This window comes from Terriglobales bacterium (assembly GCA_035651995.1).
Lineage (GTDB): Bacteria > Acidobacteriota > Terriglobia > Terriglobales > Acidobacteriaceae > DASRER01.
Window position 1 is genome coordinate 58,456 of record DASRER010000014.1, and the last position, 18,528, is coordinate 76,983.

General features: G+C 65.3%; 18 protein-coding genes. 15 read left to right on the plus strand and 3 right to left on the minus strand.

From position 1 onward, the window contains the following. The first annotated feature begins 189 nt into the window (after positions 1 to 189). The 13 genes from VFA60_05340 (at position 190) to VFA60_05400 (ending at position 12,911) form a co-directional block, all read left to right on the plus strand. Complete coding sequence (locus tag VFA60_05340) at positions 190 to 348, plus strand: hypothetical protein (protein HZQ91197.1); 159 nt, start codon at positions 190 to 192, stop codon at positions 346 to 348. A gap of 65 nt (positions 349 to 413) precedes the next feature. Then, the gene (locus VFA60_05345) at positions 414 to 1,496 is read left to right on the plus strand and encodes a Xaa-Pro peptidase family protein (GenBank protein ID HZQ91198.1); all 1,083 of its coding nucleotides are present in this window, start codon (positions 414 to 416) and stop codon (positions 1,494 to 1,496) included. A gap of 139 nt (positions 1,497 to 1,635) precedes the next feature. After that, entirely contained in the window at positions 1,636 to 2,157 is a 522-nt protein-coding gene (gene accB, locus VFA60_05350; GenBank protein HZQ91199.1) for an acetyl-CoA carboxylase biotin carboxyl carrier protein, read from the plus strand. Between the two features lie 140 nt (positions 2,158 to 2,297). Then, complete coding sequence (gene accC, locus VFA60_05355) at positions 2,298 to 3,668, plus strand: acetyl-CoA carboxylase biotin carboxylase subunit (protein ID HZQ91200.1); 1,371 nt, start codon at positions 2,298 to 2,300, stop codon at positions 3,666 to 3,668. 42 nt (positions 3,669 to 3,710) lie between these two features. After that, the gene (locus VFA60_05360) at positions 3,711 to 4,463 is read left to right on the plus strand and encodes a thiamine phosphate synthase (GenBank protein ID HZQ91201.1); all 753 of its coding nucleotides are present in this window, start codon (positions 3,711 to 3,713) and stop codon (positions 4,461 to 4,463) included. Between the two features lie 47 nt (positions 4,464 to 4,510). Further along, complete coding sequence (locus VFA60_05365) at positions 4,511 to 5,206, plus strand: hypothetical protein (GenBank protein HZQ91202.1); 696 nt, start codon at positions 4,511 to 4,513, stop codon at positions 5,204 to 5,206. A 338-nt stretch (positions 5,207 to 5,544) separates the two neighbouring features. Further along, positions 5,545 to 7,065, plus strand: a complete 1,521-nt coding sequence (locus tag VFA60_05370) for an amino acid permease (GenBank protein ID HZQ91203.1) — start codon at positions 5,545 to 5,547, stop codon at positions 7,063 to 7,065. 24 nt (positions 7,066 to 7,089) lie between these two features. Further along, positions 7,090 to 8,589: an amino acid permease gene (locus tag VFA60_05375; GenBank protein HZQ91204.1), complete on the plus strand. Its 1,500-nt coding sequence runs from the start codon at positions 7,090 to 7,092 to the stop codon at positions 8,587 to 8,589. 67 nt (positions 8,590 to 8,656) lie between these two features. Next, entirely contained in the window at positions 8,657 to 9,115 is a 459-nt protein-coding gene (locus VFA60_05380) for a hypothetical protein (GenBank protein HZQ91205.1), read from the plus strand. Next, entirely contained in the window at positions 9,112 to 10,125 is a 1,014-nt protein-coding gene (locus VFA60_05385; GenBank protein ID HZQ91206.1) for a potassium channel protein, read from the plus strand. The genes VFA60_05380 and VFA60_05385 overlap by 4 nt, the downstream gene beginning before the upstream one ends. A 99-nt stretch (positions 10,126 to 10,224) precedes the next feature. Then, complete coding sequence (locus VFA60_05390; protein HZQ91207.1) at positions 10,225 to 11,877, plus strand: NAD(P)H-hydrate dehydratase; 1,653 nt, start codon at positions 10,225 to 10,227, stop codon at positions 11,875 to 11,877. Then, complete coding sequence (gene tsaE / locus VFA60_05395) at positions 11,877 to 12,314, plus strand: tRNA (adenosine(37)-N6)-threonylcarbamoyltransferase complex ATPase subunit type 1 TsaE (GenBank protein HZQ91208.1); 438 nt, start codon at positions 11,877 to 11,879, stop codon at positions 12,312 to 12,314. The genes VFA60_05390 and tsaE overlap by 1 nt, the downstream gene beginning before the upstream one ends. Before the next feature lie 54 nt (positions 12,315 to 12,368). Then, complete coding sequence (locus tag VFA60_05400; GenBank protein ID HZQ91209.1) at positions 12,369 to 12,911, plus strand: hypothetical protein; 543 nt, start codon at positions 12,369 to 12,371, stop codon at positions 12,909 to 12,911. A gap of 19 nt (positions 12,912 to 12,930) precedes the next feature. Here VFA60_05400 and VFA60_05405 read toward each other — a convergent pair whose 3' ends face one another. The 3 genes from VFA60_05405 to VFA60_05415 all read right to left on the minus strand — a co-directional run bounded on the left by VFA60_05405 (position 12,931) and on the right by VFA60_05415 (position 16,327). Next, the gene (locus tag VFA60_05405) at positions 12,931 to 13,698 is read right to left on the minus strand and encodes an enoyl-ACP reductase (GenBank protein ID HZQ91210.1); all 768 of its coding nucleotides are present in this window, start codon (positions 13,696 to 13,698) and stop codon (positions 12,931 to 12,933) included. A 219-nt stretch (positions 13,699 to 13,917) separates the two neighbouring features. Further along, positions 13,918 to 14,886: a small ribosomal subunit Rsm22 family protein gene (locus VFA60_05410; GenBank protein HZQ91211.1), complete on the minus strand. Its 969-nt coding sequence runs from the start codon at positions 14,884 to 14,886 to the stop codon at positions 13,918 to 13,920. Positions 14,887 to 15,061: 175 nt separating this feature from the next. Next, positions 15,062 to 16,327, minus strand: coding sequence for an MFS transporter (locus tag VFA60_05415; GenBank protein ID HZQ91212.1), 1,266 nt, complete (start codon positions 16,325 to 16,327; stop codon positions 15,062 to 15,064). 267 nt (positions 16,328 to 16,594) lie between these two features. On the opposite strand from VFA60_05415, the gene VFA60_05420 reads away from it, so the two are divergent. Together VFA60_05420 and VFA60_05425 are read left to right on the plus strand one after the other, a co-directional pair. After that, a complete protein-coding gene (locus VFA60_05420; GenBank protein HZQ91213.1) occupies positions 16,595 to 17,245 on the plus strand; it encodes a CmcI family methyltransferase in 651 nt (216 codons plus the stop codon). Positions 17,246 to 17,367: 122 nt separating this feature from the next. Then, the gene (locus VFA60_05425; GenBank protein HZQ91214.1) at positions 17,368 to 18,522 is read left to right on the plus strand and encodes a hypothetical protein; all 1,155 of its coding nucleotides are present in this window, start codon (positions 17,368 to 17,370) and stop codon (positions 18,520 to 18,522) included. The last annotated feature ends 6 nt before the right edge of the window (positions 18,523 to 18,528 follow it).

Consider the following 18,528-nt stretch of genomic DNA (forward strand, 5'->3'; position numbering starts at 1 on the left):
GCTGCGGGAGCTCCCGTGCGTGTTGACGCCCATGTCATCTTCTGGTTTGGCGCCGACGGCTCGGTTACATCTCCGATCATTACCGAGATGGCGCGGTAGCGCGCGCTCAAGGCTGTATTCCTTCGCAAGTTGCCAGGTCGAAAGACCTCTTTTCCTCAAGCGCGTCGAGCTTGGCAGCATGCGAACGAGATGACCACCGAACCACCGTCCCTCGTCCCCGAAATTGCCGATCTCGACGCCGCCTACAACCCTTGGACGCCGCGCGCCCGGGCCAACGCGCACGGCTCGCCGCCTGCAGGTGACAACGCCACCACCGACGTCATGCTCACCCGCCCCGACATCATCTGACTGGCGAGGGAACCCGTGGCCGCGCGATTTGTGATTTCCACGGCGAGCAGAGATACTCGCTCGGGATGAACTTCGTCACCCGGCAACGCAATCTGCGTGAGGCACTCCAGCGCGCGAAGCTCGACGCGCTGCTGGTCACGCATCTGCCCAATGTGCGCTACCTGTGCGGATTCACCGGGAGCGCGGCGGCGCTGATCGTGCCGGCGAACGGCCGTCCGGTGTTCCTGACCGATGGCCGCTACACGGAGCAGGCCCGCCAGGAGGTCAGCGGCGCACGCGTGGTCATCAGCCGCGGGCCGCTGCTGGCGGAAGCGGCGAAGCATGTGCGGCGCGGCGCGCTTGGCATTGAGGCCGAGCGGATGACGCTGGCGGAGGTGAAGGGCTTGAAGAAGGGGCTGCCGGCTGGAATCCGCCTCCGGGAAACCGCGGGGCTGGTGGAGCGGCTGCGGTTAATAAAGGAGGAGGACGAGCTGGCCGTCATCCGACAGGCGGTCCGGCTGGGGTCGAGCCTGTTCCCCACGGCCTTGAAGGCGCTGCGTCGCGGGAAGGACCAGGCCACGACCGAATCCGCCGTCGCTGCCGCCATCGAGTACGCGGCGCGCACGGCGGGGGCGAGCGGCATGGCTTTTGAAACCATTGTCGCCGCGGGACGGCGCTCGGCGCTGCCGCACGGCGTGGCGAGCGCGCAGCGGCTGCCGCACGGCGGCTTCGTAGTGCTGGATTATGGTGTTATACTCGCCGGTTATTGTTCGGACATGGCGCGCACTGTGCACGTAGGGAAGCCTTCGGCGCGTGCGCGGGGCATGTACGACGCGGTCCTGGACGCGCAACTGGCTGCACTGGAAGCAGTTAGGCCAGGGGCGACGGCCGGCGAGGTGGACCAGGCGGCGCGCCGCGTGCTGGAAAAGGCTGGGCTGGGAAGGTGGTTTACGCATTCCACCGGGCACGGCGTGGGCCTGGAGATCCACGAGATTCCGCGGCTGGCGCGCAGGCAAAAGGACGTGCTTGAGCCCGGCATGGTGATCACCATCGAGCCTGGAGCGTACGTGCCGGGGTTTGGGGGCGTGCGCATCGAGGACATGGTGGCCGTCACCCGGCGGGGCCGCGAGGTGCTGACTCCGACCACGAAAGAGCTGCTGATACTTTGATCCATTCGAACCAGCGTCGGGGCCGGGCGGCAAACAGCCCCACTCAAGCCAGAAGAGGGCTTGAAGGGGCGCCCGCCGCACGGGGCAGTCCAAAGGCCTCCCGGGCCGTGGCGTCGTCCAGCCGCATCAGCGGTTTTGAATGAACCAAAAAGAACTGAAAGAACTCATCGAGTTCCTGATCGAGAAGGACATCGCCGAGTTCGAACTCGAGCGCGGCGATGTGAAGGTGCGCATCAAGCGAGCGCTGCCTGCCGACGCGACCGCACAGGTGATTCCAAGCGTGGCGCACGTGTCGCCTGCGGTGACGCTGGCGCCGGTTGCGGGCCCGGCGGCGCAGCCGGCGGTGGCGCATCCGCATCCGCATACGGCGGCGCCGGCAACGAGCGCGTCTGCCGCGGCGCGTCCCGCGGAAGAAGAAGGCCTGCACACCATCCAGTCGCCCATCGTGGGCACGTTCTACGACGCGCCGTCGCCCGGCGCGCCACCGTTCGTGAAAGTGGGCGACGTGGTGGAGAAGGGACAGGTGCTGTGCATCATCGAGGCGATGAAGCTGATGAACGAGATCGAGTCCGACCTGGCCGGCGAGATCGTGAAAAAGCTGGTGAACAACGGCCAGCCGGTGGAGTACGGCCAGGCGCTGTTCGCGATCAAGCCGCGATGAGGCAGCCGTCAGCACTCAGCATTCAGCCGGCAAACGGCATCTGCGAAGGCGCGCTCTCGAAGCCGCCTGTCGAAGGGCTGAATGCTGACGGCTGAGCGCTGAGTGCTCGATGCCGTAGCGGCAATGTTCTGCAGCCAGCCATGTTCAAAAAGATTCTCATTGCCAATCGAGGAGAAATTGCCCTGCGGGTGATTTGCGCCTGCAAGGAGCTGGGCATCCGCACGGTCGCCATCTACAGCGAGGCCGACCGCAATTCACTGCACGCGCGCTTCGCCGATGAGGCCATCTGCATCGGGCCGCCGCGCCTGGGCGAGAGCTACCTGAACATTCCCGCGGTGATCAGCGCCGCCGAAATCGCCAACGTGGAGGCGATCCATCCCGGCTATGGGCTGCTGAGCGAGAACGCCAACTTCGCCGAAGTGGTGGAGACCTGCCACATGAAGTTCATCGGGCCTCCGCCCGACGTGACGCGCCTGATGGGGGAGAAGGAAAAGGCGCGCATGGCGATGAAGCAGCACGGCGTGCCGATCCTGCCGGGATCGGAAGGCGTGATCGCGAACGAAAGCGACGCGCTGCAGTGGGCGCGGCAGGTGGGTTTTCCGGTGATCGTGAAGGCGTCGGCCGGGGGCGGCGGACGCGGCATGCGCGTGATCCGCTCGGAAAAGGAGTTGCCCCAGCTGTTTCTGGCGGCGCAGTCGGAGGCCGCGGCGGCGTTCGGCAACGGCGACCTCTACATGGAGAAGTTCATCGAGCGGCCGCGGCACATCGAGTTCCAGGTGCTGGCCGACGCGTACGGGCACGTGGTTAGCCTGGGCGAGCGCGAGTGCAGCATCCAGCGGCGGCACCAAAAGCTGCTGGAGGAGTCGCCCTCGACGCAGGTCACGCCCGCGTTGCGCGAGGAAGTGGGCAAGAAGCTGGTGAACACGCTCTCGCACATCGGATACGTGAACGCGGGCACGGTCGAGTTCCTGATGGACGAAGACCGCAGCCTGCACTTCATCGAGATGAACACGCGCATCCAGGTGGAGCATCCGGTGACCGAGATGGTCACGGGCATTGATCTGGTGAAGAGCCAGATCCTGATCGCGGCGGGCGAGCGGCTGGACTCGGTGCTGCCGGCGAAGATCGAGTACCGCGGACACGCGATCGAGTGCCGCATCAACGCCGAACATCCGGAGAAGTTCACGCCGTCGGCGGGAAAGATCACCGCGTTCAACACGCCCGGCGGCACGGGCGTCCGCGTGGACACGGCGGCGTACGCGGAGGGCGTGATCCCGCCGTACTACGACTCGCTCATCGCGAAGCTGATTACGCACGGGAAAGACCGCGCCGAGGCGATCTCGCGCATGCGACGCGCGCTGGATATGTTCGTGGTGGAGGGAATCTACACCAGTATCCCGCTGCACAAGCGCATCGTGAACGACGCCGACTTCATCGCCGGGCGCTTCGACACCAAGTTCATGGAGCGCTTCCTGGCCGGGCCCAAAGAGAAAGAGCAGGGAGCGGCATGACACGATTGCGGAATTGCCGAATTGCGGAAGCGCGGAATTGAAATGCTTCCGCGACTGTATGCGATCGTTGACGCAGGCCCCTTCGCGCGTGAGCCCGATCCCACGGCGGCGCTGCTGACTTTCACCCGTGAGCTGCTGGCCGGCGGAGCGACGCTGATCCAGTATCGCAACAAGCAGGGAAGCGCGCGGCAGATGCTGGCCGAGGCGCGGGAGCTGCGGCGGATCGTATGCGCCGCCGGGCCGCGCCCGGAGGAGACGTCCGGGCCTGCGCATGCCCGCGCTCCTCAAAGGCCTCCGGGCCGGGCAACGCGAGATGAACGTTCAGCGGTTTTCCTGATCATGAACGACCGGGTTGACCTGGCGATTGCGGCCGGGTTCGACGGCGTGCACCTGGGGCAGGATGATCTGTCGCCGGAGGCGGCGCGCAGGATCCTGGCCGCCGCACAAGGCCAGCAAACTGCACAATCGCCGGATTCGGCAACCCTCCAAAAGCCGCTCTGGATGGGCGTTTCCACGCATTCGGCGGAACAGGTCGCGGCGGCCGACCAGACTTCGGCGGACTACATTGCGGTCGGGCCGGTGTTTGCAACCGCGTCGAAGGCAAGTGCCGATGCAGTGATTGGGCTTGCGGGCGTGCGCGCGGCGCGGCGCGCAACGGCAAAGCCGCTGGTGGCGATTGGCGGCATCACGCGCGCGAACTTCCGCAGCGTGCTGGATGCGGGCGCGGATTCGGTGGCCGTTATCTCCGATCTACTGCTCGAACCGAGAGCGGCGGCACAGGAGTTCCAGAGCTAGCCGATTGCCGATCAGTGATTCTCGTGTAACATTCCGCCACCCATTTCATGTTCAGCTTGCTGATCAGCATCTTCGCGTCACTGCTGCCGCTGCGCTGGCGGCGGAGCTGGCTCGGCGACCAGGAAGTGGGGATGAAGCGCGGCGCCATTTTCTCCGGCGTACTGGAGCTGGTGGGCAGCGGGCTGACGCTGTGGTTCCGCTATCCGACGTTCATCCACGGGATGATGGCGGAGGCGGGCGCGCAGGTGGCAGCGCGCACCGCGAACGACAGGCTTTCGGCCGGCATTTCCGACTTCAGCATCGGCTTCCTCGGACTGTGGGTGTACATTCTCACGCCGATCAACCTCTTCCTTATCTATTGCTGTGCGGAAGGCGCGCTGCGGACGATGGCCGCGGTTGCGACCAGCGAAGTCGTGCCCTCGATGCCGTTGCAACTCATCGCCTGGCTGCAGGGAGCGGGGCGTCGCAAGTACGCGAGCCACTCGCTTGGGCCGCGGCTGGTGGACACGGTGATTGCCGGCATCTCGCCCGAGTACGACCTGCGGATTGACGCCAGCCGTCCGAAGCAGTGGACGAAGCTGACCACGATCCGCTACAACGACGAGCTGTTTGAAGTGGCCAAGGAGATGACGGGTCCGTTTCCGCACCGATACGTGTACTTCCTGAAGCGAATCCCGCCGGGGAAGGTCGTGCGCGGACTGCACGATTACGATCCGGAAGAGACACTGCAGCCCGATTCGTGATTTGCGGTTGAAGAGCGGTCAGGGCAGCGGCGTCCGTGGTTGAGACTTCCCGGATCGGGTGGCGGCGGCGCGGGCGGTTGTGGGGTCGTGCGACTCCGCGGACGATGCCGCGGAGCGGCCTCGCCCGCTTTCCGCTCAGGACAACTCGGTGAGGGGGTGATCGCGGAGCGACATTGTCCGTCAGGATGACCCGGTGAGTGCGGTCATCCCCGCGTCGGTCCTTTAGTTTGTGATTTCGCAATTCTGCTCGCCCAATTCAGGCAGTTTTGGGGTAAAACTGTGTTACAAGGGCCCAACGGACAGCCGCCCATTTGACGACTGAAGCCAAAACCCTCCCCATGGCCGCGCGCGGCGCGGCCGCCCACGATCCCGAGCTGGTCAAAGGCCTGGGCCTGACCAGCGCCACCACGCTGGTCATGGGCTCGATGATCGGGTCGGGCATCTTCATTGTTTCCGCCGACATTGCCCGCCTGGTGGACTCGCCCGCGCTGCTGATCGGCGCGTGGCTGGTGACCGGATTCATGACGATCGTGGGCGCGCTCTGCTACGGCGAGCTGGCGGCCATGATGCCCAAGGCCGGCGGCCAGTACGTGTTCCTGCGCGAGGGGCTGGGGCCGCTGTGGGGCTTCCTCTACGGCTGGACATTGTTCCTGGTGATACAGACCGGGACGGTCGCGGCGGTCGGCGTGGCGTTCGGCAAGTTCCTCGGCTACTTCATGCCGTCGGTCTCGTCGACGAACTGGATCTGGCACATCGCGCACGTGCCGCCCATCCACATCGGTCCCATGGTGCTGGGCAACATGGACGTGGGGCTGAACACGCAGAACCTGACCGCGATCCTGGTGGTGGCGGTGCTCACCGTCATCAACATTTTCGGGCTGAAGGGCGGGGCGCTGGTGCAGAACGTGTTCACCATCGCCAAGACGTCGGCGCTGCTGGGACTGGTGCTGATTGGCATTGCGGTGGGACGGAACCCGCAGGCGATCGCGCTGAACTACGGCGACTTCTGGCGCAATGCGTCGCTCGGAGCGCAGCACGCGGTGGCGGGCGGCGTGTTCGTGGGCACGCTGACGATCCTGGCGGTGGCGCAGGTGGGTTCGCTGTTTTCCGCCGACGCGTGGAACAACGTGACGTTCACCGCGGCCGAGGTGAAGAACCCGAGCCGGAACCTGCCGCTCTCGCTGGCGCTGGGCACGGGAATCGTGATCGCGCTCTACGTGGCGGCAAACTTCGTATACCTGGCCGTTCTCCCGATGGATGGGTCGGCGGCGGGGGCGACGGTGCTGGAGCGCGGCATCAAGTTTGCCGCCGAAGACCGCGTGGGCACGGCGGTGATGCAGCAGATCTTCGGTTCGGCGGGCGCGGCGCTGATGGCGGTGGCCATCCTGCTCTCGACGTTCGGGTGCTGCAACGGGCTGATCCTGGCGGGCGCGCGCGTGTACTACGCGATGGCCAAGGACGGGCTGTTCTTCGAGCGCGTGGCGCAGGTGCATCCCAAGTACAAGACGCCGGTGGTTTCGCTGATCGTGCAGGGGGTGTGGACGGCGATGCTGGCGCTGTCGGGAAGCTACGGGCAGCTGCTGGACTACATCATCTTCGCGGTGCTGGTCTTCTACATTCTTACGATCCTCGGCCTGTTCGTGTTGCGCAGGAAGCAGCCGGACGCGCCGCGTCCGTACCGCGCGGTGGGTTATCCGGTGTTGCCGGCGATTTACATCGTGATGGCGCTGTTCATTGACGTTGTGCTGCTGCGCTACAAGCCGCAGTACACGTGGCCGGGACTGATCATCGTGTTGCTGGGCATTCCCGTGTACCTGCTGTGGTCGCGCCGTTCGCGGCATGTCGCGGCCGACGCGTAACTCTCCAAGGAGCGGAAATACCGAATGGCAAACCTGTTTGCAACCAAGAGTATCGATTCGCTGATGGGCGAGGCGCGCGAGACGGGCGAACACAGCCTGAAGCGAACGCTGGGGCCGGTGAACCTGATCATGCTGGGCATCGGCGCCATCATCGGCGCGGGCCTGTTCGTGCGTACGGCCGCGGCGATCGCCGACCGCGCGGGTCCGTCGGTGACGGTCGCCTTCATCGTGGCCGGCGCCGGGTGCGCTTTTGCCGGACTGTGCTACGCGGAATTCGCGTCCATGATCCCAGTGGCGGGCAGCGCTTACACGTACTCGTACGCCACCATGGGCGAGCTGGTGGCGTGGATCATCGGCTGGGACCTGGTGCTGGAGTATGCGGTGGGAGCGGCGACGGTTTCCATCGCATGGAGCGAATACGCCAATCGCGTGCTCAGCTGGTTCGGCCTGACGATCCCGTATCAGTGGAGCCATTCGCCGTTCGAGATGATGCATGAAACGGGCACGCGGGGCATCATCAATATTCCCGCGATCATCATCCTGGCGGTCCTCTCGCTGCTGCTGATCAAGGGCACGAAGGAATCGGCGATCGTGAACGGCATCATCGTGGTGCTGAAGGTTTCGATCGTGATTCTGGTGATCGCGATCGGCTGGGGCTTCATCAACCCGGCCAACCACACGCCGTTCATTCCCGAGGCGACGAAATACGTGACGCCGACGGGCATTACGCACAACTACGGCGGAATCCTCGGCATCCTCGGGGCCGCGGGCGTGGTGTTCTTCGCCTACATCGGATTCGACGCGGTATCGACGGCGGCGCAGGAAGCGCGCAACCCGGGCCGCGACATGCCCATCGGCATCCTCGGATCGCTGGTGATCTGCACGGTACTGTACGTGCTGTTCGCGTACGTGCTGAGCGGCGTGGCCACGGTGCAGGACTTCCGTTCGAGCGGGCGCGAGGCGTCGGTGGCGTTCGCCATCAGCAAGTACATGCACGGGTACGAGTGGCTGTCGAAGTCGGTGACGGTGGCGATCCTGGCGGGATTCTCGTCGGTCATCCTGGTGATGTTGCTCGGCCAGTCGCGGGTGTTCTACTCGATGAGCAAGGACGGGCTGGTGCCGCGGATCTTCTCCGAGGTGCATCCGAAGTTCCGCACGCCGTACAAGTCGAACATGCTGTTCTTCGTGTTCACCGGCCTGTTCGCCGCGTTCATTCCCGAGGACATCGTGGGAGAGATGACAAGCATCGGCACGCTGTTCGCGTTCGTGCTGGTGTGCATCGGCGTGTGGATCCTCCGGCGACAGCGTCCCGACCTGCCACGCGCGTTCCGCGTGCCGGCGGTGCCGGTGGTCTCGATCATCGGCGTGGTGGTTTGCGGCTCGATGATCTACGGCCTGGGCTGGACGAACTGGATGCGGCTGCTGGTGTGGCTGGCAATCGGCCTGCTGTTCTACTTCACGTACGGCCGCAAGCACAGCCGCGTGCAGAGCGGGGAGCAGTTCACGGCAGCATCGCAGCGCTAACCGTTCGGCTGGAGTTGTGGCGGCCCTTCGCTACCCGCGAAGGGCCGCGCTGTTTGTGACTTTGCAAATGATGAATCGTTGGGCGCCCGCCGGGCTGTTGCTCATCGCGCTGGCCGCATTTGTGGCGCCGATGCTGCGCGTGAGCGGGAACGCGCCGATTCACTTCACTGGAACCGAACTCGTCATGGGGACGACGTTCCAGCCGGGCAGTCCACTGGCATTTCTGGGGCATGTGCAGCCGGAGCCAGCGGCGCAACTGGCGGCTGCTGGGTGTCTGCTGGCGCTGGTGGCCGCCTCGTTGGGCGATGCGCGCTGGCGGCGGCTCGGATCGCTTTTGGCAGCCGGTGGAGTGGCGGCGATGTTGCTGCTGCCATGGCGCTCGGTGAGCGTGGCGCCGCGGCTGGTGACGCGCGGCATGGAGATCGCTCCGGAAACGGGCTACTATGTCGCGCTGATCGCGCTGGCGGCAGCGTCGGTTTGGCTGGCGGTAATGCCGGGCGCCGCGGCGCGCGGCGAGCACCGATGAGGGCACTCCGTAACCTGAAGCTGATCGCGGCGGCCCTGCTGCTGCTCACCCTGGTGGGCATGGCCGGCTTCCACTTCATCGAAGGCTGGCCGTGGTTCGACGGCTTCTACATGGTGGTGACCACGTTCACCACGATCGGCTACCAGGAAGTGCATCCGTTGTCGCATGCGGGGCGGGTGTTCAATGCGGGACTGATCATCACCGGCGTGGTGCTGGTGTTTCTCGGCATCGGGTCACTGACGCAGGCGCTGTTAGAATTCGAACTCGGAAACTTCTTCGGCAGGCGGCGCATGGAGCGCGATATCGGCCGGCTGACCGGCCACACCATCATCTGCGGAGCGGGACGCGTTGGGCGAAGCGTGGCGCGTGAGCTGGCGCGCAAGCCGGCGCCGTTTCTGGTGGTGGACACGAAGCCCGAAAAGCTGGAGCGGCTCGAGCCGGAGTGGCTCTCGCTCGTCGCCGACGCCACGCAGGAAGAGGCGCTGCGGCGGGCGCGGATCGAGCAGGCATCGGGGTTGGTCGCCGCGACGACGCTGGATGCGACCAATATCTATATTGTGCTCACCGCGCGCAGCCTGAATCCGAAGCTGAAGATCATCGCGCGGGCCAGCGAAGAGGGCGCGGAGAAGCACCTGCTGACGGCGGGGGCGGACTCGGTCATTTCGCCGTATCTGTTCGCGGGACATCGGATCGCGCAGGCGTTTCTGCGTCCCAATGTGCTCGACTTCCTCGATGTGGCGACGGCGCGCGCCGGCAAGCCGGGACTGGAGATCGAAGAAATTCGAATCGCAGGGGGCTCGGCGTTTGTCGGGAAGACGCTGGAGGCCTCGGGCATCCGGCAGGACACAGGCGCGATCGTGCTCGCCATCCAGCGCGAAGGGCAGGCGATGCGCTTCAATCCCGCGCCGGATGATCGCATCCAGTCGGGCGACTTTCTGATCGCCATGGGCGAGCCGGCGGCGCTGCGCCGGCTGGAGCAGCAGGCGGCAACTTCCAGTCACCGCGGATGAACGCGGATCAACACGGACCAAAATCAATTAGAGTGGTTCCGGTCAGGTGTTGAAGTCCGCGTTTATCCGCTTCATCCGCGGTAAGAATTGCTTTCACCTATGAAGATCGTGACGGCTGCCGAGATGCGCGAGATTGACCGCGTCACCGTCGAGCGCTTCGGCGTGCCGTCGCTCACGCTGATGGAGAACGCCGGCAGCGCCGTGGCGGAGTTCTGTTTACAGCAGCATCCGGAGGCGCGGAGCTACGGCGTGATCTGCGGCAAGGGAAACAACGGCGGCGATGGAATGGTGGCGGCGCGGAAGCTGCATGAGGCGGGGAAGAGGGTTCGCGTGCTGCTGCTCGCCGATCCGGCCGAGGTCAAGGGCGATGCGGCAGAGATGCTGCGGCGGCTGCCAGTCGAGCCTGCGATTGCGCGGAACGAGCAGGAGCTGGCGGGGGAGGCGGCGCAGGGCGTGTTGGCGGCGGATCTGCTTGTGGATGCGATCCTGGGGACGGGATTCAAGCCGCCGGTGAGCGAGTTTTACGCGGCCGTATTCGAACGGATGGAGGGAGCCTGCAAAGTCTGCGTTGACGTCCCGAGCGGCGCCGATGCGGACGCGCGAATGCCGACGCATTCGGGAAGGCGAGTAGAGGGAGGCGACACGGTTACGTTCACCGCGCCCAAGCCTATACACGTTTACAGTCCCGCGATGGGTACAGTGGTGGTAGCGGAGATCGGGTCACCGCCGGAGGCAATCGTTTCAGCGTCAGGGCAGGAAGTGATCACCAACCGGGAAACTCTGGCAACGGTAGCGCCGCGAGTTCCGTGGGCCCACAAAGGCGACTTTGGACATGTCCTGATCATCGGCGGCTCGCTCGGCAAGGCTGGGGCCGCAGCAATGGCGGGCATGGCGGCGCTGCGCGCCGGAGCTGGCCTGGTAACGGTTGCGTGTCCGCGGCCGGTGCTGGCGACCGTTGCCGGCTTCGCGCCGGAGATCATGACCGAGCCGCTGCCGGAGACCGAGCAGGGAAGTATTGCGCTGGCCGCGCTCGACTACGGCCTCCTCGACAAGCTGCTGGCCGGGAAGACCGTCGTGGCGATTGGGCCGGGGGCGTCGCAGCATCCCGAGACGGCACAATTCATCCGCACGGCAGTCAAGCGTGTGAAGGTTCCCGTGGTCCTCGATGCCGACGGGCTGAACGCTTTCGACGGTCACACGGACGAACTGAACGGTCGCGATCGGCAAATCATCATCACGCCGCATCCCGGGGAGATGTCGCGGTTGACCGGTCTGCCGACAGACGTCCTCGCGGGGAAACCGGAAGACTGGATGCATCAGGAGCGCCATCGGGCGGCACAACAGTTCGCCGACCAGCATGAAGTCACAGTCGTCCTGAAAGGCCACCGTACGGTGATTGCGCGGCCGGGCGGCGATTGCGTTTGGGTGAACACCACCGGGAACGCCGGCATGGCGACCGGTGGCACGGGCGACATCCTGACCGGCATCATGGCGGCGTGCGTGGCGCGCGAATGGCGGCGCGGGCGGAAGCCGCCCGCCGAACCGTCTCGCGACTTCGGCGAGGCCGTTCTCTCCGCAGTGTACCTGCACGGACTGGCGGGAGATTTTGCGGCTGAGCGGTACGGAGAACACTGCATGGCTGCGACCGACCTGATGCGCTCCGTGCCGCCGGCATTTTCTCGTGCAGGAGCCCTGCCGCGTTCGCGTTTCACCTGGGTGCGGGGAGCTCATCTGGCGCGTCTAGGCTGCTGATGCGGGCCCTGGAACAAACAACGCACTCGCCCGAGCAGACGGTTGCCCTTGGCCGCGAACTGGCGGCAGAACTGACTCCGCCGAAGCTCATCCTGCTGCGAGGCGAACTCGGCGCCGGCAAGACCACGCTCGTGAAGGGGATTGCCGAGGCGTTCCAGGCTGCCGAGCAGCATGACGTCACCAGCCCCACGTTCACGCTCATCCACGAGTATCGCGGGCCGGACGTGACCGTGTACCACATTGATCTTTACCGCATTGAGACCGAACGCGAATTGGCCACGCTGGGGATTGACGAGTTGCTGCGCGACGAGCGCGCGCTGGTGCTGATCGAGTGGGGCGAGAAGTTTCCGCGCTTCGCGCGCGAGCGGGACGTGGAGATTGCGATTTCGTCGGTCGGGCCGACCGCGCGGCAATTCACCGTGACTCACAAGCACTGACGGGTGTAACATCGGCGGCGCGCGGGCCCTTCATATCTCACCCCTGGAGGCCCCATGGCTGAGTTGGACGCCCAGGTCCGGCAACTCGCGGAGAGAGAACTCGACAGCGGCGATCAAATACTGGAGGTATGTACGGCGGGTAGCGCGGGATCGATCCTGCCGCAACCGTGGCAGTTCCTGATCCCGGCTAGCATCATCGGGTTCGCGATTCTATCGACGAAGATCGGCGCGCTCTCGCTGGTGTCAGTGGGCATCATCGTCTTTTCGATCGTTTGGTACTTCAAGAACTACCGGCGATACATCCTCGCGCCCACCGAGCGCTGCCTGCTGATAATCCAGGTGGCAAGCAATCTTCAGGATCGCATTGCGTCGCGCAAGCTGCCTTACGAAAAGATCCTCTCCCTTTCGGAGACGGGCTCCGGCGCAATCAAGAACTTGGAGATCATGACGTCGGAGGAGACGATCAAGCTGATGCTGGCGACGAAAGAGCGCCGGATCAGCGACAGTGCGGAACGCAGCCGCCGGGTGGCGAACCTGCTGCGAACGAAGACCTCAAGTGGCAGCTCGAAGGCGAAGGGCAGCGCCCTCGGGATATAGCTTTCTCAGCAGCCCATTCTCAGAAGCCCATGATGTTGTAGCCGCAGTCCACGTGGATGACTTCTCCGGTGATGCCGGTGCTCATGTCGGAGGCGAGGAAGACGGCGGCGCCGGCGACCTCGTCGACTTCCACGTTTCGCTTGAGCGGGGCGCGCTCGGCGTGCGCCTTCAGCATGTCCATGAAGCCGGAGATGCCGCGCGCGGCCAGGGTTTTCACCGGGCCGGCGGAGATGGCGTTGACGCGTACGTTGTGCTTGCCGAGATCGGCGGCGAGATAGCGGACGGTGGCTTCCAGCGCGGCCTTGGCCACGCCCATGACGTTGTAGCGCGGGACGACTTTTTCGGCGCCGTAGTAGGTGAGCGTCATGATGCTGCCACCGCCGGTCATGAGCGGCAGGGCGGCGCGCGAGACGGCGATGAGGGAATAGACGCTGACGTCGTGGGCGATACGGAAGCCCTCGCGCGAGGTGAGGACGAAATCGTTTTTTAGCTCGTCGGCCGGCGCGAAGGCAATGCTGTGCACCAGGGTGTGGAGCTTGCCGTAGCGCTCCCTGAGTTGGGCGAAGAGCTGGGCGATTTCTTCGTCGCGCGAAACGTCGCAGCGAAAGGCCTCGGCGCCGGGGAGTTCGGCGACCAGCGCCTTCGCGTCTTCTTCGAGCCGCTCGTTCTGGTAGGTGATGGCGAGCTTGGCGCCGGCCTGCTGGAGCTTCTGCGCGATTCCCCAGGCGATGCTGCGCTTGTTGGCCAGGCCGAAGACGACAGCCGTGCGTCCGTCAATGCTGCACATGGGTGCCTTCCTCCGAGGGCGAACGGACAGGATAACAAAGCGATTTGGTGATTGGGTGATTTGGTGATTCGGCATTTAGCAGTTAGCAATTAGCACTTGGCCGTCGACGTCCGATGTGCTCAGGGGCCAAAATGCCAAATGCCGAGTGCTAAATGCCGCACCGCGGTCGAGTCGCTCAATCGCCAAATCACGAAATCGTCAAGTCACGAAATCACCAAATCAGACATCGCTCCACTCGTCTCCCCATTCGGCCTTGCGGGCGGCGCGGTAGCGTTGCTTGTCGCTGCGGGTGACGACTTCGCGCTGGAGGCCGGCGGGAGCGCAGAGGAGCAGTTCGGTGTGTCCCTTGTGATGTCGCGGGTGGCGAACGATGCGAGCAGCGGCCGGGTCCGGCGGTCGGCGGCTGAGGGCGACGTAAGAGAACTTTTCGTCTTCGTAGCCGAGTTCGGCCTGCTTCAACCGGCGATGCGCGGCGGTGCGCTCCAGGCGCGCGGCGAAGTGGCACCAGTCACCGGCCGTTTCCATGGGACAACGGCCGCCATGCGGGCAGGGAGCAACCATGGCGGCGCCGGAGGCAAGCAGTGCCTTGCGAGCAGCGATGATGTTGGCGAATCCTGGAGGCGTGCCCGGTTCGACGATGACGAGCAGCTCTCGCGCCGCGGCCCAGGCGCGGGCGATCAAGGCGGCCTGCTGACGAGGCGACAGCTCGTTGAGCGCATAAGAGACGATGACGAGATCGGCGCTCGGGAGCGGTTCGGGGAGAGTGAGGTCGCGCGCAATCCAGTTCGCGTTGCGCAGGGGTGCAAGCGGCGAGTGAGCGGCGAGGCGTTTTCCGGCGGCGATGAGCTCGGTGTCGCGTTCGATCAGTGTTGTGAACCCGACGCTGGGGAAGGCGTCGGCCGCGGCCCAGAGCGCGGCGCCGGGGCCGGCGCCGAGGTCGAGCAGCGTGCGGACGTCTGCTCGAGGAGCGCGCGCGTGAACTTCATCGAGCACGCGGCGCACGGCGGCGTAGGTTGCCGGCAGGCGCAGGGCGATGTAGGCGGCGCGGTCGGCGGCGGCGCCGAGCGCGCCGGAGGAGCGTCCCGATTTGTAGCGCGAGGTGAGCTCGGCGGCAGCGCGGGCGAGGGTTTTTTCGGGGAAGGGCGCGAGCTCGGCGGCGATGGCGGCGCGCAGTTGTGAAGGAAGCATTCCGGGAAAAGAGTACCTCAGCGGCTAGAGCCGGAGTGTTTTCGAGCTTCGACTTTCCAGTTGCCAGTTTCGTGCATGGACAGTCGTGGCCGAGAAGCCTGGAGCGCTTGCCGTGGTGCGTGGCTGTCCGGGGTCCTTCGCTTTGCTCAGGATGATTCCGCGGGGGTCCGTCGATCTAATCGGCTACCGTCGTCGGGACGGCGACTTCGGCCTGCCTGGGGGCGTCAACGGCGGCGAGTGCGGCGACTGCTGCGACCAGATACATGCTGCCCACAATCGCAAAGCCGCCGCTCAGGGCAATGTGGTGCGAGACTGCGCCGACGAGCGGGGCGATGACGATCTGCAACACGGTGCCGAGAAAATAGAAAGTGTTCTGCACGCGTCCCATGAAGTGCTTGGGCACGATCTCCATGATGCTGGACTGGATGGCGACGCCGGAGATGCCGCGCGCCGAGCCCATCATGGCGTAGATGGCCACGCCGATCCAGAGCCAGGCGAAGAAGGGCATGACATAGAGTCCGAGGGCCATGACGCTCATGGAGACAATCGTGGCCAGGCGCGGCGACCAGCGCCTGATGAGCAGTGGCGAGTAGAGCGCGCTGATGAAGGCGCCGGTGCCCCATCCGCCGTTGAGCCAGCCGTAGCCGACGGCGCCGGCATGGAGGATGCGGTCGCTGAAGGGAGCGGTGAGCACGCCCTGCGCCATCATGCCGGCGATGAAGAGCGAGAGCGCCGTGCCCATCAGCATCAGGTAGCGGTTGGAGCGGACGTAGATCCAGCCTTCGTGCAGCTCGTGGAGATACTTTCCGACGGCGGTCTCGGCGGCGTGCAGCCGCTCAGAGATGGCGTGCTCGTGCTTGACGACGTGGCGGCCTCTGCGGACAAACAAGTAGCAGACGAAGGAGACGACGTAGGTGCTGACGTCGAGCAGCAGCACGCCGCCGAGGCCGATGTGGTTGTAGACAAAGCCGACGACGGCGCCGGCGAGCAGCCATCCACCTTGCACGCCGGCGAGCAGGAAGGTGTTGGAAGTTACGAATTGGGCGTCGGGCGTGAGTTCCTGGATGAGCGCGGTGACGGTGGGCCAGAACATCCAGAAGCCGGCGGCCACGAGCACGGCCATGGCGTACAGATGCCAGACCTGCGCCTGTCCGCGCAGCGCGAGGGTGGCGACAGCGAGAATAACGATGGCGCGCGCGGCGTCGAGGAGCATTACCAGGCGGCGGCGGTCTTCCCGGTCGATGATCACGCCGGTGAACGGCAGCATGAGCATGGCCGGCAGCGTTTGCAGCATGACAAGGGTGCCGAGCGCGGTTTCCGAGCGCGTGGCCTGGAGGATGAACCACGTCACCGCGGCGGCGTTCATCCCGCTCCCGAGCATGGAGATGAGATTGGCGGTGAACACGAGCCGCAAGGCGCGATGTTTGAGGATGGAGCGCATTTATTTGTGCGGAGTTCGCGGCCGCCGGCACATTCAATGTAGCGCGGAAAGGCGGGGCGCGCCAGTTGCGAAGAGTGATTGAGGGAGGTCGCGATTCCGGAGGGGCCGAAGCAAAATCGAGTGCGGCCGGAATGCCCTGGCGCAGAGGGAAAGGCGCGGGCGACCACGGGGTCCTTTGACTCGGCAATCAGCCCGCCCGTGGCGAGCTGATTGGCTTCGCTCAGGATGACTCGGAGGCAATCATATAATCCCCTGCACGGAGCGACTTTGAAGCTGAAGGAACTGTTCGGCAAAAAAGAGAAGAACGAGCACCGCATCATCCGGCGGGTGGAGCGCACGGGGGACGTGCTGCAGCCGGAGTATCACCGGGCCACACTGGAGTGTCCCGAGCCGGCGCGCTGGAGCATGTTCGACTCGATGACGGCCGAGGTCGAGGTGCTCGAGTTTCTGCGCGCCGTGGTCACGACCATCAAGCCGAAATTGGTGGTGGAGACCGGAACATTCATGGGCATCTCGACGCTATGGATCGCAGAGGCCCTCAAGCAGAACGGTTTCGGACGGGTCGTGACCTGCGAATTCGATCCGTTGGTTTTCGCCAAGGCGAAGGAGCGTTTCGCGGCGTCGCCGCTCAGTGATCTGATCGAGGCGCGCTGCCAGTCGAGCCTGGAACTCGATGTTCCGGGGCAGATTGACCTGCTGTTCAGCGACAGCGACATGCCGGTGCGCGAGCAGGAGGTGCGGCGCTTTTTGCCGCAGATGAATCCGAACGGCGTGATCCTGATGCACGACGCCAGCTCGCATCTGAAGGTGGTGCGCGAGGCGGCGCTGCGCCTGGAGCAGGAAGGGCTGATCTCGGTGCTGCTGCTGCCGACACCGCGAGGGTTAGTGATGGCGCAGAAAAGGCAGGGCAGGAAGTAGTTGCCAGTTGCCGGTTGCCATCACCCCTCGAGAGCCGGGCTCCCCACTTGCACCTTGCCGGGCGTCGGGACTAGGATGCGCGCGAAAAGAGCAGCACGGCGCGGCACCCTCCGGAGGTCCCCATGCAGAAGCGCAATGTAGTCATTGCCGCACTCGCGATTTTTCTGATTGCCGGTCCGGCCGCGGCGCAGTTGCAGGACATCGTGATCACCGCGGGCACGCCGGAAGACCAGGCGACGACGGCGATCGGCAAAGAAGAGGACGGTAACAAGCGCGCCGCGATGTGGTCCGAGTTCGTGACCAAGTTTGCCGACAACAAGGGCGCGGTGGCCTACGGGAACCTGCAACTGGCGCAGCAACTCCAGTCCAATGGCGATGCGGTGGGCGCGCTGGCGGCGGCCGAGAAGGCCTACGCCGCCATGCCGAACAACATGGAGATCATCACCACGGCCGTGGGCGCGGCGCAGCAGGCGAAGAACTGGAGCAAGGCCGCGCAGTACGCCAATGCGGGCGGCAGGGCGTACAACGGCATCGGCAAAACGAAGCCCGAGGGAATGAGTGATGCGGAGGCGGCCGCGCAGGCCGAGCAGCAGCGCAAGAACCTGGCGGCGCAGTACGAATTCCTGGAAGCGGCGTCGTACAACGCGATCGCCAGTGAACAGGACCCGAAGAGCCGCTTCGCGGCGATCGAGCAGTTCACCGAGGCCTTTCCCAAGTCGAAGTACGCGGAGCCGACGACGCAATTGGCGATCGTGTCTCTGGCGCAGATCAACGACATGACGCGGCTGGCGGCTTTCAGCGAAAAGGCGCTCGCGGCCAATCCGAACAGCCTGGCGACGCTGGCCATCGTGGCCAACGCGTTTTCGCAAGAGCAGTCGGGCGCGCACCTGGCGAAGGCGACCGAGTACGCCAAGCGGGCGATTGAGCTTTCGAAAACGCAGGCCGACGCGAACGGCGTGATGGTGGGGCTGGCGCACTCGGCGCTGGGGTACACCATGCTGCGTCAGGATGGGCTGACGGCACCGCGTCCTGGACCGAAGACGCCGGGCGCGATCGCGGAGCTGAAGCTGGCGTCGGCGGCGCTGAAGAGCGATCCGGGATCGTATGCCATCGCGCTGTACTGGCTGGGGTTTGCGTGCGCCAAGAGCAATCGCATGGACGAAGCGCGCAGCGCGCTGAGCGAAGCGGCCGGCATCCCGGGACCGTACCAGGCGCTGGCGCGCGATCTGCTGGGCAAGGTGAACAGCGCCCGGGCGCCGCGAGCGGCGGCGAAGTAGCGCGCC